Origin of the sequence: Kitasatospora sp. NPDC059795, from assembly GCF_042732175.1 — a bacterium.
In the GTDB taxonomy this organism is placed as follows: domain Bacteria; phylum Actinomycetota; class Actinomycetes; order Streptomycetales; family Streptomycetaceae; genus Kitasatospora.
Map to the genome: position 1 here is coordinate 1 of NZ_JBHWID010000011.1, position 16,102 is coordinate 16,102.

The window sequence follows — 16,102 nt, forward strand, 5'->3', positions numbered from 1 at the left end:
GGTGTCCTGACAGGCGGCGGCCCACCGGCTGCGACAGTCCCGAGCCGTGCCCCGACCGCCCGGCGCCGAAGCCCCGCGGCCCCCGCTGGAAGGCCACCTTCCCCCCCCCCCCCCCCCGCCGCCCTCGGGCGCGGTGCGCGATCAGCCGGTGAAGGCCGCCGTGCCGTTCGGGGTGCCCAGGCCGGTCGGGCCGTCGTAGCCGGTGCCGGCGGTGCACAGGTAGCTCGGCGAGCAGCTGCCGTTGTAGCCGGAGGTCACGTCGTACAGCGAGCCGGTGTGCGCGTACGGGAACGAGGACGGGTAGGAGCCGGAGGACGGCGTCCCGGCCAGCGCGTACACGCCCGCGATGATCGGCGACGAGGCGCTGGTGCCGCCGTACACCGCCCAGCCGCTGCCGCCGTAGGTCTGGTAGACCGCGACGCCGGTGGCCGGGTCGGCGACCGCCGAGACGTCGGCGACGGTGCGCTTGGAGCAGCCGGTGTCCTTCTGCCAGGTCGGCTTGGCGTCGTAGGCGGAGCAGCCGGAGCCGGTGCCCTCGGTGGAGTTGGTGTACCAGACCGACTCGCCCCAGCCGCGGGCGCTCGAGTTGCGGCTCAGCGAGGTGCCGCCGACCGCGGTGACGTACTTCGAGGCCGCCGGGTACTGGGCGCCGTACGCGCTGTCGCCGGAGGAGACGGTGATGGCCACGCCCGGGTGGTTGAAGTACGAGGAGTCGTACGAGCTGTCGGAGGAGGACTCGCCGCCGCCGTAGCTGTTGGACACGTACTTCGCGCCCAGCGCGACCGCCTCGTTCACCGACTTGCCGAGGTTGGCCATGGTCGCGCTGGTGGCCTCCACCAGGATGACCTTCGCGTTCGGGGCGATCGCCGAGACCATGTCCAGGTCGAGCGAAATCTCGCCCGCCCAGCCGGAGTTGGCGCTCGGCATCGAGCTGCCGCCGGTCTGGTTGACCTTCTTGAAGCAGCCGTTCGCGGTGGTGCACGCCGGCAGCCCGTACTGCGCGCGGTAGACCGCCATGTCGGCCTCCGCGTTCGGGTCGTCGTACGCGTCGACTATCGCTATGGTCGCGCCCGCGCCGCCGTTGGCCGGCAGGTTGTAGGCGCCGGTCAGGTCCGCCGGGCCGTAGCCGGACGGCGTGGAGTTCGGGGTCACGCCCAGGGCGTTGACGTGCTGGACGGCGTTGGTGACCTTCAGCGCGTGGCAACCCATGGTGTCGCCCTTGGCGAGCGTGTCGCACGCCCGCACCCAGGAGACCCCGCCCTTGCTGTACGTGGTGGGCGCGGACTGGGCGTCGGCCGGCGACGCGGCGGCCAGGCCGGTGAACGCGGTGAGCGCGAGCGCGGCGGCACTGATGAGGGTGGGCGCGGTGGGGGTACGCAAGGAACTGCCTCCTGAAGTCGGGGCACTGCGGAGAGGGGGCCGCCCGCGGCGGATGCGCCGAACTCGCGGCGGATGCGCCGGACACGCGGCAGAGCAGGCAGGAGCAGCGGCAGGACTGGGGGCACCGGGGCCCCTGCACCGGGGGATTCGCACGGTTGAGCCATCACCGACGCTAGTGATGGTGTTCCGTCAACTGCAATGCGCGGCAGGCAGATTGGGCCCGCTCTTTACCGCCGGAGCGCCCGGCGTGACGGTTCCTCCATACACAGAACTTCGGAGGTAAAGGACGCCTGTGTTTCTCATCCGGCGCGTCTCCCGCCGGCCGGACCTCGGCCCGTGCGGTGACCTCAGCCCGTGTGGTGACCTCAGCCCGTGCGGTGCAGCTCGCACTGCTGCCGGATCGCGGACGGGTCCTCGCTGCCGACGATGGCCACCTTCGGTGCCGGCCCGTCCGTCGGGGCGTCCTCGGCCGTGCAGACCAGCTGCTGGATCGCCGGGGCGGAGAGCGCGGCCGTCGGCCAGGAGAGCCTGAGGGTGACGGCGCCGGGGGTGACGGTCGCCCGGACCCGGCCGCCCGCGGGCAGCTCGGTGGACAGGCCGTCGCGCCGCTCGGCCGGATCCGGGCCGGCGACCAGCGAGTCCAGCGCCGCCTGAAGCTCCTCCCGCCGGGTGTCGTCGCGCAGCGCCAGCCGGATGCCGCCCCGGTCCACGAAGTACAGCCGGGTGCCCGGCCGGACGCCGGTGGCCGCCTGCCCGGCCAGCACCGGCCCGGTGCTGCCGATCGCGCAGCCGCAGAGCGCCAGCAGCGCGGCCGAGGCCGCGGCGAGGGGGACGAGCCGGTGACGGTGGGTCATGGCTGCCAGTATCCGGGCCCGATCCGCGCACCCGGCGCTCCCGTAGGCGGTCGGGCGGGTCGAGTCGGTGCGGAACACGCGCGTGCCGATGCGCGACGGCGGCGGCCTCGCGGCCCGGCAGGCCGAAACGCGCCGCCGTCGGCGTGCTCGCCGCAGGCGCACTGCTGTTGACCTCGCCGTTGTTCACCGCCCGACCCGCCGGCAGTGAACGAAGGGCCGCCGGCGCACCCCGCGCCGGCGGCCCTTCCCCGTTGTCAGAGCCCTCGGAAGATCCGGTAGGCGGTCTGGATGAACCGGCCGTGCACCCGCGGACCGGCGTTGGTGAGGGCGGCCAGGGCCGTGCCGCGGTCCGGGGAGAAACCGACGAAGGTGGTGAAGCCGCGGGTGCCGCCGGAGTGGAAGAGCACCGCGCCGTCGGCGGTCGGGCGCAGGTTCCACACCAGGCAGATCCGGTCCTCGGAGCGCGGCTTGACCAGGCGCGGCCGCTGGACGTCGCGCAGCGCGGCCGCCAGCTCGGCGGTCGGGGCGGCTGCCGGGTCGAGGTGCAGGGAGAGGAAACGCAGCAGGTCGCGGGGGGTGGAGCGGACGGCGCCCGCGCCCGGCAGGGCCGGAATCCGCCACGGCGGCAGCGGGCGTCCGCGCCGGTGGCCGACCGCCGCGCCCGGCTCGCAGCCCGTGCCGGTCAGCCCGAGCGGCCCGGTGATCCGCTCGGCCAGCACCTTCGGGTACGTGGAGTCGGCCCGTTCGGCCAGCACCCGCCCGAGCAGGCCGACACCGAAGTTGGAGTACTGCACCCGGCTACCGGGGCGGAACTGCAGGCGAGTTCGGGCCAGCGCCCGGTCCAACTCGGCGGCCGGGAACGCCGCGTACGGGTTGCTGAACCAGACCGGCAGCGCCGAGCGCCGCAGCCCGGGCGGCAGCCGGGGGAGCCCCGAGGTGTGGGTGGCCAGGTGCAGCAGGGTGAACGGCGTCCCGTCGACGGTGACGGCGTCCCGCAGGCCCGACTCGCCCCGGGCGACCGACTCGGCGAACAGCAGCGCGGTGAACGTCTTGCTCACCGAGCCCAGCTCGAAACCGGTGTCCGGCGTCACGGCCCCGCCGGAGCGGCCGTCCGTGCGGCCCCGGCACAGCAACTGCTCGCCGTCGCGGGAGGCGACGGCGAGCGCGACGGCCGCGTCGGGCGGCACGGTGGCGGCGAGCGCCGCGAGGCGCGGGTTCACCGCCGGTCGCGGGCGAGGGTCAGGGTACCGGCCAACACGCCCACCACGGCGGTGTGTTCGTTGTCCTTGAAGGCCCGCGCCGGATCCTCGTCGACCGGGTCCAGGTCGCGCGGCAGCAGACCGTCCTCGTGCTGGACGGACGCGAGCTGCGCCCAACTCTGCGGATCGCAGACCGACTCGGACAGGCAGGCGTCCACGATCAGCAGCTCGCCGAGCAGGTCCCACTGGCCGGTCTCCTGCCAGATGTCCACCCAGACCGGCAGCCACAGCGCCAGGTAGTCCTGCATCGGTTCGGGCAGCCGGCCGGGCACCGCGCCCCAGTCGGTGAGGTGGAAGACGGCGTGCGTGACGTTGTAGCCGGTGATCCAGTCGATCGCCCACGGCTCCGGCCGCTCGCCGAGCCAGGTGGTCTTCGCGAGGGCGTCCCAGTCGGGCCGGCTCTCCAGCCCGATCACGTACCGGGCGTTGACGGTGGCCAGCCGCCGGTTCGCCATCGCCTCCAGGGCGTGCGTGGAGCGCAACCCGTCCAGGCCGGCCAGCAGTTCGTCCAGCGGCGCGTGCCGGTAGCCGGAACGGTGGAAGTGCCCGTACAACTCCAACGGGTCGCTGAGCAGGATGTTCCGGAACTGCCGTTCGTACAGCAGCTCGCCCTGGCGCAACTGCTGCCAGCCGAAGTCGAGCACCGCGCGCGCACGGTCCCGCTCGGCCGGGCCGAGGACGGCCTTCTCGCGCAGCACCAGGGACGCGGCGAGCGCCGCCTCGCCGATCGGCTTGTACGCGTTGTTGGGGTCGGAGACGTCGATGTCGTCGTCCGGCGGCAGGAGGCCGTTGCCCTGCTCGTGGGTCCTCTGCAGCCACTCCAAGGAGCGGGTGGCGAGCCGGTGGCAGTCGGCGGACAGCGTCTCGTTCATGCGGCGGCCAATCGGTCGGCGACAGCGAGGTCGAGGGCGGTGCGCGCGGAGCCGTCGCCGGTCAGCGCGAGATGCCGCAGCAGCGGCCGGAGTTCCAGCAGCGGCGGGGTGCCGGTGCTCTGCAGCCAGGCCAGCCAGCGGGCCAGCCGGGTCGCGGTGCGGTGGTCGCGCCGCAGCATCGAACGGCTCGCGCCCCGGGCCAGCGCGAGCACGTGCTCGCGGGCCAACTGCTGCACCGGGCCGTCCAGGGTCGGCAGGGCCAGGCCGGAGAGCTGCGCCATCAGCACCGACCAGCGCTGCCAGCCGCTCTCGTCGGGGCCGGGCGGCGGGGGCGGGTCGGCCACCGGCACGTCGTGCCCGGCGCGGCCGAGGAGTTCGGCGGTGGCCAGGTCGCGCCACGCGTGCACCTCGGACCAGTCGGCGGGGAAGAGCAGGAACGCCTCGGCGACGCGGGCGGCGGTCTCCGGCGGGGTCGGACTGCCGGTGAGCAGGCCCGGCGCGAACACGTCCGGGCCGAGCACACGGTCGGCGGCGAGCATGGCCTGCGGCTCCGGCGCGGCGAGGAGAACCGCGCCCTCGGCGCCGGTGAGAGCGTCGAGGGCGCGGCCTGCCGCCCACTCGGTCGCGGCGGCGAACTCCCGCTGGGGCGAATCGGCGAACGGCATGGATGGGCTACTTTCCTAGGAATTTCCTCGGATCTGATGCGGGAACGGTGCTACTGAACGGTCCTGCTGAACGGTCCTGCTGAACGGTGCTACTCCTCCTCCTCGGGCTCCTTCGGGGAGAGCAGGAGCAGACCGAGGAGCAGCAGCAGGCCGGCGGCCTCGGGCTGGTACAGCGGCGCGCCGCTGACAGTCGACTCGCCCTCGGTCATCAGGGCCTTCACGACTCCGAGTTCGGTCGTCGTCACCGTGGTCGGCACAGTCTCGACAAGCATCGGATACGCCTCCTTGGGAAGGACGGACGTCATCGTCGGATCGGCGATGTCCTCTCCCCACGCTAGGTGCGCCCCCGGATCGGCGCATGTGGAGTCACCGCCCCCTTTGTTGATGTGGACCTGCCTGCCCCGGGGCGTGATTTCGTGTCATGTGCGCGTCGTTCGGGTGGGTGGCGGATCCCCTCGCGAACGCGCCGAGGGCCTGGGCGCGCACGCGCCCAGGCCCTCGGTCGGGTGGAGCTGTCAGGCGCTCAACTCGCCGTCGGAGAAGATCACTTGACGCACCTCCACACCCAGGCCGGGAATCGCCGCGTCGGGGATCCGCGCCGCCAGCTCGATCGCCCGCTCCCGGTTCTCGCACTCCACCAGGTAGCAGCCGCCCAGGAACTCCTTCGCCGCCAGGAACGGACCGTCCGTCACCACCGGCCGCCCGTCGCGCACCGCGACCACCACCGACTGCGCCGGATCCGCCAGCGCCTGGGTCAGGACCAGCTCCCCGGAGTCCTTCAGCTCCTGGATGAACCGGCCGTGCCCGCTGCCGAGTTCCGCCTTCTCCCGGTCCGTCAGGGCGTCCATCGCCGCCGGGTCGATGTGCAGGCCGATCTGGAACCTCATCACGCACTCCTCCTCGTTCACCGAGGCCCCGGCCGGGGCCCCTCGTCCCGGTGGTCGGAGCCGCCGACGCCCGCTCGACACCTCCGGCCGGAAAACTTTCCGAGATTTCCCGGACTTCCCGGCCGGAGGTGTCGAGAAGCGGCCGACCGCTCCGACCACCCGGCGAAACCCTCGGGAGACGGTCCCGAAGGGTCGCAGAGGAACGGAGCTTTCGGAGATGCGAATCGACCGGGCACGGTGGGGGCTGGCCCTGCTCATGCTGCCGACATTCATCGTCGCGATGGACGTGACGGCCCTGCTGCTGGCGCTCCCGCGGCTGAGCGCCGACCTGGGGGCGGACAACGTCGAACAGCTGTGGATCAGCGACAGCTACGGACTCATGGTGGCCGGCCTGGTCATCACCATGGGCACCCTCGGCGACCGGATCGGCCGCCGCCGGCTGCTGCTGACCGGCGCGGCGGCGTTCGCCGTGCTGTCCGTGGTGGCCGCGTTCGCCGTCGACCCGCTGATGCTGATCGTCACCCGCGCCCTGCTGGGCGTCGCCGGCGCGACCCTCGCCCCGTCCACGCTGTCGCTGATCACCACCATGTTCCGCGACGACCGCGAACGCGGCCGGGCCATCGCGATCTGGGCGACCGGACAGTTCGCGGGCGGCGCGCTCGGGCCGGTGCTGGCCGGGGTGCTGCTCCAGCACTTCTGGTGGGGCTCGGTGTTCCTGCTCGCCGTGCCGCCGATGGCGCTGCTGCTGATCGCCGGACCGGCCCTGCTCCCCGAGTTCCGCAGCGAACGGGCGGGACGCCTCGACCCGGTCGGCGTCGGGCTGTCGCTGGCCGCGATGCTGCTGCTGGTGTACGGCGTCAAGCAGCTGGCCGTGGACGGCGTCGCGGGCGGGTCGTCGACCGTCCCGGCGGTCGCGCTGCTCGTCGGCGCGGTGCTCGGCGTGCTCTTCGTCCGCCGTCAACTGCGCGTCGAGGAACCGCTGTTGGACCTGCGACTGCTGCGCAGCCGGCCGTTCACGGCCGTGCTGGTCGGGCTGGTCCTGGCCGGTGTCGCGATGGCCGGCACCGGACTGCTGGTCACCCAGTACCTGCAGAACGTGCTCGACCACTCGCCGGCCGTCTCGGCCGTCCTGTTCGCCCCCATGGGCCTCGGCGTGGCCGCCGGCACCATGACCGCACCCGCCCTCGCCCGCCGCGTGAAGCAGACCACCGCGATCGCCGGCGGCCTCGCCCTCTCCGCGCTCGGCGGCCTGCTGCTGGCCCTCGTCGACGGCTCCCTGTGGCTCGTGATCACCGGCATCACCGTCCTCGCCCTCGGCACCGGCCCGCTGTTCGCCCTCGGCACCGGCATCGTCCTCGGCTCCGTCGCCCCGGAACGGGCCGGCTCCGCCGCGTCCATGTCGGAGACCGGCAACTACCTCGGCGGCTCGCTCGGCTTCGCCCTGCTCGGCGTCCTCGCCGCCGTCGTCTACCGCGACCGCATGGACGGCGCCTCCGACTCCCTGGCCGGCGCGGTCGCCACCGCCCCACGACTCCCCGCCGACCAGGCCGCGACGCTCCTTCAGCACGCCCGCGACGCCTTCACCGCCGCCCTCCACGTCACCGGCCTCACCGCCGCCGCGCTCTTCGCCGCCCTCACCGTCCTCGTCCTCACCATGCGCCAACCCGCCACGACAGCACCGGCATTGGAACCCGAGGCGAGCCACGCCTAGCCGCGACGGCGCGGCCGCCGCTACGCTCGCCCGATGATCAACATGCAGGTGCGCGGCGACAGCGGCGACATCGTGGCCCGGGCAGCGGCCGGGGTGCGGTGGACCTCGGCCTTCGCCGACCTCGACCCGGCACAGTTCCCGATGCTGTGCGCGCTGATCCCGTACGGCGACGCCGTCTTCAACGAGCGTCAGGTGCCACGGCTGCTCGCCGAACTCGACCGCCTCCCGCCCGCCTGCGACGGCGAATGGGTCGACCAGACACGCAAGTTGTGCCAGATCGTCCAGCGGGGGCCGCACCACTACCTGTGGTTCGTCGGCGACTGACCGCCGGGGCCGCGCCACCCGGCCGGCACCGGCGGCACGGTGAGGCACCAGTCCGTGCCAGTGGCGATGTCGGTGGACCTGCCTCGGTGCAGGGTCGATGCCGGGTCCGTGCAGTGGGCAGGCCGGGTCCGGGAGCGTCGTTCGAGGGCCTTGTCGTCTCACTCGGCCAACCGGGACAGCCCTCAGCCGACCTCAGCCGACCGTCCGGCCACCGCATGCCTCGCAGGTCCAGTCCAGGTACATGCACTGGTAGCGGAGGCAGTTGAGACAGACGTTGAGGTTCTCCTTCTTCCACCGCTCTCCGTGGCAGGCGCAGCGCGCCCGCTCCCACAGCATGTCGGACCATCCGTCGGAGCCGCCGATGCCCTGGTGCGAGGCGTCGACGAAGGCGCTGGTGAGGGGGTTGAGGGCGTGGCCCTGCTTCTTCTCGGCGAGGGACCAGAGGTAGACGGCGAAGAACGCCGCGCCGGTGACGAGCCAGGCCTCCGACTTCCCGCGACCCGCCCATGCGGCGACGACGTCGGCCAGTCGGCTCTCGAACGGTGTGCCCGCTTCGAGGATCACCGCGTTTCCGCTGCTCACCGGCTCGGACACCGCTCGACGCCGGCCCGGCCCCGGAGCCCGTCCTCGTCGACCAGCCACGCGTGCAGCGACGACAGGTCGTCACCGTCATCGCCGACGACAGTGATTCGTGCTTCCAACTCGCCACCCCTGTCACGTTGTTCGCCCGCATCACTCGCGGACAGCCACCATGTTCGCCGGAGATCACGTCGCTGTCGAGGGCCTTCGGCCCGTCATCGCTCGCTCCGGCGGCCCGACCCCGAGTCACCCGTAGCCGCCCAGTCGGGCAGCAGGACCGCGACGCCCGTCACCCGGTCCGCCGCGAGGTCGGCGAGGGCGGTGGGGGCGTCGCGCAGCGGGTAGCGGGTGAGGTGGACCGACGGGCGGACGCGGGCGGCGGCGGCGAGGAAGTCGCGGCCGTCCGCCCGGGTGTTGGCGGTGACGCTGCGCAGGGTGCGTTCCTGGAACAGGTGGCGCCGGTAGTCGAGGGCGGGGATGTCGGTGAGGTGGATCCCGGCGACGGCGAGGGTGCCGCCCCGGTCCAGGGCGGCGAGGGCGACGGGGACCAGCTCGCCGGCCGGGGCGAACAGGATCGCCGCGTCCAGCGGCTCCGGCGGCGGGTCGAAGGAGTCACCCGCGAAGCCCGCGCCGAGCTCCCGCGCCAGGTCGCGCGCCGCCGCGCCCCGGGTGAACACGGCCAGCCGCGCTCCCCGGGCCAGCGCCATCTGCGCGGTCAGGTGGGCGGACGCGCCGAAACCGTAGAGGCCGAGCAGGCCGCCCGGCGGGAGGTTCGCCCGGGCCAGCGCCCGATGGCCGATGATGCCCGCGCACAGCAGCGGCGCGAGCTCCTCGGCGGGCGGCCCGTCCGGCAGCGGATAGGCGAAGCGGGCGTCGGCGGTGACGAACCCGGCGTAGCCGCCGGGCCGGTCCCAGCCGGTGTACGTCGAGGCCGGGCACAGGTTCTCCCGCCCGCCGAGGCAGTACCGGCAGTGCCCGCAGACCCCCGCCAGCCAGGCCACCCCGGCCCGGTCGCCGACCGCGAACTCCGTGACGTCCGGGCCGACCGCCGCCACCCGGCCCACCACCTCGTGGCCGGGCGTGCACCGCGGCACCCTCGGCGGCAGATCCCCTTCGGCGAGGTGCAGGTCGGTGCGGCACACCCCGCACGCCTCCACCTCGACCAGCACGTCCTTCGCACCGGGGACGGGCGGCGGCCGCCGCTCCCACTCCAGCGGCCCGTCCCCGCCGCCCACCGGCCCGGGGCGGGCCACCACCCACGCGCCGTCCCGCACACCCGACGATCCCGTCGCACCCATCGTTCGCCCCGTCCTTCCAGCCCCTCCTTCAGCGTCCTCCGACCGCGCCGCCAGGACGACCGGACCCGGCGAACCGGGCCGATCGTCGGGCGGACAGGGCCGTCCGGACCATGTCGCTGCGCCGCCGTCCGGGACAGGCTGGGGGTGGAGAGAGGCCCGGTCGAGCGGTGAGGAGGCGGGCGGCATGCAGGTGCACCCGCGGCAACGGAAGAACCCCCTGCGGCGGAGCAGCGACCGCCTGCAGTGGTGGGCGGCGCGACTGCTGCTCGTGGTCGCGATCGGCGGAGTCCCCGCCGCGCTCGCCGTCGGCCTCGCCGTCCACCAGGATCAGGCCCGGGCCGTCCGGGAAGAGGCCGCCACCCGGCACCCGCAGACGGCCCGGCTCCTCGCCGACGTCCCCGTCGCCGTCGGCGTCACCACCACCCGTGCCGCCGTCGCCTGGAACACCGACGGCGCCGACCACCGCGCCAGCGCCGTCGTCACCGCGGGCCAACCCGCCGGCACCCCCGTACGGATCTGGCTCGACGACGACGGCCAGGTCGTCCCGCAACCCGCCGGCGCGGGCGAGGCCGCCGCCGTCGCCGTGACGGCCGCCCTGCTCACCGCCACCGCCGTGCCGCTGCTCAGCATCCTGGCGTGGCGGGGCGTGTCGATCCTGCTCGACCGCCGCCGCTACGCAGGCTGGGACGCCGAGTGGCAGCAGTTCGAGCCCCAGTGGACACGCCGCCAGCCCAGCTGACCGCGATGCGCCGACGGGGCCGCGGGCTGCCTGCGGCCGTGCGGGCGGGCCTGGTCACCGGCGCTCGGTGTCCAGGGGCGGAAGGCCGCCGCGTACCCGGGGGAGGCCGAGCACCAACAGGTCGAGCCCCGGCCCAGCGGGAGCGGCCCACCTGCTGGACCGGCACCGATGAGCGGGTCGGGACGTGTTGTCGGCCCAACCGGTCGGCCGGTGCAGGCGGGAGTGCCGGGCGCGCCGCTCGGCCATCGCGGTGTGTCGTAGCCGGTGGGATGCCGGATGTCGGCAGTTCGAGCCCAAGTCGACGCGGCAACAGCCGAGCTGACTGGCCGACGTGCGTAGGGGCGTCGTCGCCGTCCCCTCCGTCGGTGCGCCGCCCGGCCGGCGGGCGTATCGCCCGCCCGCCCGGCCGGCCGGCCGGTGCGGGTGGGGGTGGGGCGGTGGATGCTGGGAGCGGAATCCCGGAGGTCGCCATGGAGAACCAGCCCGCACCGACACCCCGGCCGGGGCTGCTCACCTTTCTCGGCGGGATCGGCACCGTCACCGGCAGCAAGTTCATGGTGGAGACGGACCACGCCCGGATCATGATCGACTGCGGCCTGTTCCAGGGCCTGGCCGACCTGCGGCGCCGCAACCGGCGGCCGCTGCCGCTCGACCCGGCCGACGTGCACTGCGTGGTTCTCACCCACGCCCACCTCGACCACTGCGGGTACCTGCCGCGCCTGGTCGCCGACGGCTTCCGCGGGCCGATCTTCACCACCCCGTACACGGCCCGGATCGCCGAACTGATCCTGCGCGACAGCGCCCACCTGCTCCAGGAGGACGCCGACCACGCCAACCGGCACGGCTGGTCCAAGCACCGCCCCGCCCTGCCGCTGTACACCGCGGAGGACGTCGAACGCACCCTGCGCCTGTTCGACCCCGTCCGGCCGCGCTCCGAGATCGAGATCGCCGACCGGACGGTGCTGCGCCTGCATCCCGCCGGACACATCCTCGGGTCGTCCTGGGCGCACCTCACCCTTGAGGACGGCCGCACCCTCGCCGCCAGCGGCGACCTCGGCCGGCCCGTCCACCCCCTGCTCAACCCGCCCGATCCGTTCACCGGCGCCGACGTGCTGCTGATGGAGTCCACCTACGGCAACCGCACCCACGAGGAGACCGCCGCCCGCGAGCACTTCGCCCAGGCCCTGCACCGCACGCTGGCCCGCGGCGGCACCGTCGTGATCCCGTCCTTCGCCGTCGACCGCACCGAAGTGGTGCTGCACCGGCTCGCCGAACTCCGTCGCGCCGGCCGTCTGCCCGCCGGCGCCCCCGTGTACGTGGACAGCCCGATGGCGCTCGCCACCCTGCGGATCTACCGCGACGCCTTCGCCGAACACGCCCCCGAGCTGCGCCCCGACGTCCTCGCCCGGGGGGAGGCCGCGATCAGCCCCGAACCGTTCCGGGCCGTCCGCTCCCTCCCCGAGTCGCTCGAACTGGAGCACAGCAGCGTGCCGTCGATCCTGGTGTCCGCCTCCGGAATGGCCACCGGCGGACGCGTCGTGCACCACCTGCACCGGCTGCTGCCCGACCCCCGCAACACCGTGATCGTGGTCGGCTACGCCGCCGTCGGCACCCGCGCCCGCGACCTGGTCGACGGCACGCGGGTGCTGAAGATGTACGGCGGCTACGTGCCCGTCCGCGCCGAGGTCGTCAACGTCCCCGCGTTCTCCGCGCACGCGGACGCCGCCGAGATCGTCGACTGGCTGCGCCCCGCCCCCGCGCCGTCCGCCACCTACCTGGTGCACGGCGAACCGGACAGCTCCCAGGCCCTGCGCGACCGGATCGACCGGGAACTCGGCTGGACGGCCGTCGTGCCGCGCTCCGGCGAACGCGTCCTCGTCCGCTGACGGTCCGAGCAAGGTCCGCCGACGGTCCGCCGACGGTCCGCCCGAGCCGATGGCTCTCAGGTCCGGAACAGCGCGACCTTCAGCGCCCCGCTGCCCGCGGAGTCGGCGAAGACGTCGTACGCCTCCGGCATCTCGTCCAGCCCGAAACGGTGCGTGACCAGCCCGTCCACGGACAACTTGCCGGCCTCCAGCAGGCCCAGCAGCAGCGGCGTGGAGCTGGTGTCGACCAGGCCCGTGGTGACGGTGACGTTCCGGATCCACAGGTCTTCCAGGTGCAGCACGGCGGGCCTGCCGTGCACGCCGACGTTCGCGACCCGGCCGCCCGCGCGCACCAGGCGGGTGCACAGCTCGAAGGTGTCCGGGATGCCGACCGCCTCGATCGCCACGTCGACGCCCAGCCCGTCCGGGCTCAGCGCCCGCACCGCCTCCTCCGCATCCTCGCCGGCCCGCACCGTCTCGTCCGCGCCCGCCGCCCTCGCCGCCGCCAGCCGGCTCTCCGCGAGGTCGACCACGACGATCCGGCGTGGCGTGTACAGCCGGGCCGCGGCCACCGCCGCCAGCCCGACCGGGCCCGCGCCGACGATCACCACCGTGTCGCCGGGCCCCACCCGGCCGTTGCGGATCCCCACCTCGTACGCCGTCGGCAGGATGTCGGCGAACATCAGCGCCGTCTCGTCGCTCACCGCGTCCGGCAGCCTGTGCAGCGAGTTGTCCGCGAACGGGGTCCGCACCAGTTCGGCCTGGGTGCCGTCGACCAGGTGGCCGAGGATCCAGCCGCCGCCGCCCAGGCACTGCCCGTACACGCCCGCCCGGCAGTAGGCGCAGCGCCCGCAGGCCGACACGCACGACACCAGCACCCGGTCGCCCGCCGCGACGGTGCGCACCGCGCTGCCCGCCTCGACGACCGTGCCGACCGCCTCGTGGCCGAGAATCCGGCCCTCGGCGACCTCCGGCACGTCGCCCTTGAGAATGTGCAGGTCCGTGCCGCAGATCGTCACGGCGTCCACCCGGACCACCGCGTCCTCCGGGTCCCGGACCACCGGATCGGGGACGTCGCCCCAGGTGCGGCGGCCGGGCCCGTGGTACGTCAGCGCCTTCATCGCTCTCGCTCCCATCGCCGGTGCCCCCACCTACCAGCTTCACCGCACCGCCCGCCCCCGGCCACGGGGCTGCCCGTCACCCGATCGGTGGGCACACTGAGGAAGGGGCCCGGCGCGCGAACGGAGGTGAGCCGTGGAACCCGACCCGACCGGGACCGGCTGCCCGATGCCCGATCCGTGGACACTCCGCTGCACCGGGTACGCGCCCGCCGAGGAAGGCCTGCGCGAAGCCCTGTGCGCCGTCGGCAACGGCTACCTGGTCACCCGCGGCGCCGCGCCCGAAGCCGTCGCGGGCGGCGAGCACTACCCCGGCACCTACCTGGCGGGCTGCTACGACCGCACCGACTCCGTCATCGGCGGACGGGTGTTCACCCACGAGGACCTGGTGAACTGCCCCAACTGGCTGCCCGTCACCTTCCGCCCCGCCGACGGCGAGTGGTTCGCCGGCCCGCCCGCCGAACAGGAACTCGAACTCGACCTGCGCCGGGGCGTGTTGACCCGCCGGGCGGTCTGCGTCGACGCCGCCGGACGGCGCACCCGACTCGTCCAGCGCCGCCTCGCCAGCCAGGCCCGGCCGCACCTCGCCGCACTGGAGACCGAACTCACCGCCGAGAACTGGTCCGGCCGGCTCGACGTCCGCTCCGCCCTCGACGGCGCCGTCACCAACGCGGGCGTCCCCCGGTACGCCGGACTCGACAGCCACCACCTCACCCCGCTGCGCCAAGAGGCGTGCCCCGAAGGCGAGTTGTGGCTGGAGGTGGCCACCGGCGCGGGCCGGCGCATCGCCCTCGCCGCCCGCCACCGGGTGCAGCCCGGCTGCGTCGCACTCCACGGCGAGGCCCGCCCCGGACAGGTCGCGCAGACGCTGGCCTTCGACGTCGCCCCCGGACTGCCCGTCACCGTCGACAAGGTCGTCGCCGTCCACACCTCGCACGACCCCGCCACCGGCGACCCGCTCGACGCCGCCCGCCGACTCGCCGCCGAAGCACCCGCCTTCGACCGGCTGCTGGCCGAACACGCCCGGCGCTGGGAGCAGTTGTGGCGACGCTGCCGGATCGACGCCGACTTCCCCGACCCCGGCCCGCTGCACCTCGACCTGTTCCACCTGCTTCAGTCCTGGTCCGAGCACTCCGCCGACCTCGACGTCGGCGTCCCCGCCCGCGGCCTGCACGGCGAGGCCTACCGCGGCCACGTCTTCTGGGACGAACTGTTCGTCCTGCGCGTGCTCGACCTGCGCTTCCCCGAACTCGCCCGCGCCGCCCTGCGCTACCGCCACCGCCGCCTCGACGCCGCCCGCCGCGCCGCCCGCGCCGAGGGCTGCCGCGGCGCCGCCTACCCCTGGCAGAGCGCCGCCGACGGCCGCGAACAGTCGCCCCGGGTGCACCTCAACCCGCGCTCCGGCCACTGGCTGCCCGACCACACCCATCTGCAACGCCACATCGGCTCCGCCGTCGCCTACAACATCTGGGAGTACTACCGGGCCACCGGCGACCACGACTTCCTCGCCGAAGCCGGCGCCGAAACCCTGCTGGAGATCGCCCGCTACTGGGCCTCCGCCGCCACCCACGACCCCGCCCGCGGCCACTGGTCGATCCGCGGCGTCCTCGGACCGGACGAGTACCACGACGCCTACCCCTGGGCCGACGCCCCCGGACTCGACGACAACGCCTACACCAACGTCCTCGCCTCCTGGGTCCTCGCCCGCGCCCGCGACGCCCTGCACGCCCTCCCCGCCCGCCGGCGCGACGAACTCACCGAACGGCTCGCCCTCGACACCGCGGAGACCGACCACTGGCAGGACATCGGCCACCACCTGCACGTGCCCTTCCACGACGGCGTGATCAGCCAGTTCGACGGCTACCGGCGGCTCGCCGAACTCGACTGGGACACCTACCACCGGCGCTACCCCGACCTGCGCCGCCTCGACCGGATCCTGGAAGCCGAGGGCGACACCGTCAACCGGTACCGGGCCTCCAAACAGGCCGACGTCCTGATGCTCTGGTACCTGTTCCCCGCCCGCGAGGTCCACGGCCTGCTGCGCCGGCTCGGCCACCCCGCCGGGGACGAACTGATGCGCCGCACCGTCGACTACTACCTCGACCGCACCGTCCACGGCTCCACCCTCAGCTCCGTCGTCCACGCCTGGGTCCTCGGCCGCTGCGACCCCCACGCCTCCTGGCGGCACTTCCGCGACGCCCTCACCGCCGACCTGCACGACGCGCAGGGCGGCACCACCCGCGAGGGCATCCACCTCGGCGCGATGGCCGGCGCCGTCGACCTGCTGCAACGCTGCTACACCGGGCTGGAGTCGAGCGAGGACGGCGTCCGGCTCGACCCGCACCTGCCCGGCGCCCTGCACAGCATCACCCTCGACCTGCGCCACCGCGGCCGGCGCACCCTGCGGATCACCGTCGACCGCCGACACGTCACCGTCGCCCTCGATCCGGACCCCGTCGACCCCGTCCGCATCGCCGTACGCGGCGAGAGCACCCTGCTCCGCCCCGGACAGAGCCACACCTTCCGGCTGTGAAACCCGCAGGCACTGCCA

At 74.2% G+C, this 16,102-nt stretch carries 16 protein-coding genes; 5 read left to right on the top strand and 11 right to left on the bottom strand.

What is annotated here, in order from left to right; all coding sequences use genetic code 11:
- Positions 1-141: 141 nt before the first annotated feature.
- The 7 genes from ACFV4P_RS22320 to ACFV4P_RS22350 form a co-directional block, all read right to left on the bottom strand.
- On the bottom strand, positions 142-1,380 hold the full coding sequence (locus tag ACFV4P_RS22320) for a peptidase S8 (RefSeq protein ID WP_380473607.1): 1,239 nt from the start codon (positions 1,378-1,380) through the stop codon (positions 142-144).
- Between the two features lie 365 nt (positions 1,381-1,745).
- Positions 1,746-2,234, bottom strand: a complete 489-nt coding sequence (locus tag ACFV4P_RS22325) for a GerMN domain-containing protein (protein ID WP_380473609.1) — start codon at positions 2,232-2,234, stop codon at positions 1,746-1,748.
- A 254-nt stretch (positions 2,235-2,488) separates the two neighbouring features.
- On the bottom strand, positions 2,489-3,454 hold the full coding sequence (locus ACFV4P_RS22330) for a serine hydrolase domain-containing protein (protein WP_380473611.1): 966 nt from the start codon (positions 3,452-3,454) through the stop codon (positions 2,489-2,491).
- On the bottom strand, positions 3,451-4,365 hold the full coding sequence (locus ACFV4P_RS22335) for a DUF6895 family protein (RefSeq protein WP_380473612.1): 915 nt from the start codon (positions 4,363-4,365) through the stop codon (positions 3,451-3,453). The genes ACFV4P_RS22330 and ACFV4P_RS22335 overlap by 4 nt, the downstream gene beginning before the upstream one ends.
- Positions 4,362-5,030 (bottom strand): hypothetical protein, encoded by a 669-nt coding sequence (locus ACFV4P_RS22340; protein WP_380473614.1) that lies wholly within the window; start codon positions 5,028-5,030, stop codon positions 4,362-4,364. Before ACFV4P_RS22340 ends, ACFV4P_RS22335 begins: the two co-directional genes overlap by 4 nt.
- 89 nt (positions 5,031-5,119) lie before the next feature.
- Entirely contained in the window at positions 5,120-5,302 is a 183-nt protein-coding gene (locus ACFV4P_RS22345) for a hypothetical protein (RefSeq protein ID WP_073810530.1), read from the bottom strand.
- A gap of 243 nt (positions 5,303-5,545) precedes the next feature.
- Positions 5,546-5,917 (bottom strand): YciI family protein, encoded by a 372-nt coding sequence (locus ACFV4P_RS22350; RefSeq protein ID WP_380473616.1) that lies wholly within the window; start codon positions 5,915-5,917, stop codon positions 5,546-5,548.
- 217 nt (positions 5,918-6,134) lie between these two features.
- Between ACFV4P_RS22350 and ACFV4P_RS22355 the strand changes: the two genes are divergently transcribed.
- Positions 6,135-7,628, top strand: coding sequence for an MFS transporter (locus ACFV4P_RS22355; protein ID WP_380473618.1), 1,494 nt, complete (start codon positions 6,135-6,137; stop codon positions 7,626-7,628).
- Between the two features lie 33 nt (positions 7,629-7,661).
- Positions 7,662-7,952: a hypothetical protein gene (locus ACFV4P_RS22360; protein ID WP_380473620.1), complete on the top strand. Its 291-nt coding sequence runs from the start codon at positions 7,662-7,664 to the stop codon at positions 7,950-7,952.
- A 192-nt stretch (positions 7,953-8,144) separates the two neighbouring features.
- Here the strand turns inward: ACFV4P_RS22360 and ACFV4P_RS22365 are convergent, their stop codons facing one another.
- From ACFV4P_RS22365 to ACFV4P_RS22375, 3 genes are all read right to left on the bottom strand, one after another.
- Positions 8,145-8,534, bottom strand: coding sequence for a hypothetical protein (locus ACFV4P_RS22365; protein ID WP_380473622.1), 390 nt, complete (start codon positions 8,532-8,534; stop codon positions 8,145-8,147).
- On the bottom strand, positions 8,531-8,653 hold the full coding sequence (locus ACFV4P_RS22370) for a hypothetical protein (RefSeq protein ID WP_380473624.1): 123 nt from the start codon (positions 8,651-8,653) through the stop codon (positions 8,531-8,533). The genes ACFV4P_RS22365 and ACFV4P_RS22370 overlap by 4 nt, the downstream gene beginning before the upstream one ends.
- Before the next feature lie 93 nt (positions 8,654-8,746).
- A complete protein-coding gene (locus ACFV4P_RS22375) occupies positions 8,747-9,829 on the bottom strand; it encodes a zinc-dependent alcohol dehydrogenase family protein (RefSeq protein ID WP_380473626.1) in 1,083 nt (360 codons plus the stop codon).
- 184 nt (positions 9,830-10,013) lie between these two features.
- Here ACFV4P_RS22375 and ACFV4P_RS22380 point away from each other — a divergent pair, with 184 nt between their 5' ends.
- The gene (locus ACFV4P_RS22380; RefSeq protein WP_380473628.1) at positions 10,014-10,568 is read left to right on the top strand and encodes a hypothetical protein; all 555 of its coding nucleotides are present in this window, start codon (positions 10,014-10,016) and stop codon (positions 10,566-10,568) included.
- A 470-nt stretch (positions 10,569-11,038) separates the two neighbouring features.
- Complete coding sequence (locus ACFV4P_RS22385) at positions 11,039-12,454, top strand: MBL fold metallo-hydrolase RNA specificity domain-containing protein (RefSeq protein ID WP_380473630.1); 1,416 nt, start codon at positions 11,039-11,041, stop codon at positions 12,452-12,454.
- A 56-nt stretch (positions 12,455-12,510) separates the two neighbouring features.
- Here ACFV4P_RS22385 and ACFV4P_RS22390 read toward each other — a convergent pair whose 3' ends face one another.
- Positions 12,511-13,554: an alcohol dehydrogenase catalytic domain-containing protein gene (locus ACFV4P_RS22390; RefSeq protein WP_380473632.1), complete on the bottom strand. Its 1,044-nt coding sequence runs from the start codon at positions 13,552-13,554 to the stop codon at positions 12,511-12,513.
- Positions 13,555-13,687: 133 nt separating this feature from the next.
- Here ACFV4P_RS22390 and ACFV4P_RS22395 point away from each other — a divergent pair, with 133 nt between their 5' ends.
- Positions 13,688-16,084, top strand: a complete 2,397-nt coding sequence (locus ACFV4P_RS22395; RefSeq protein WP_380473634.1) for a glycoside hydrolase family 65 protein — start codon at positions 13,688-13,690, stop codon at positions 16,082-16,084.
- Positions 16,085-16,102: the final 18 nt, after the last annotated feature.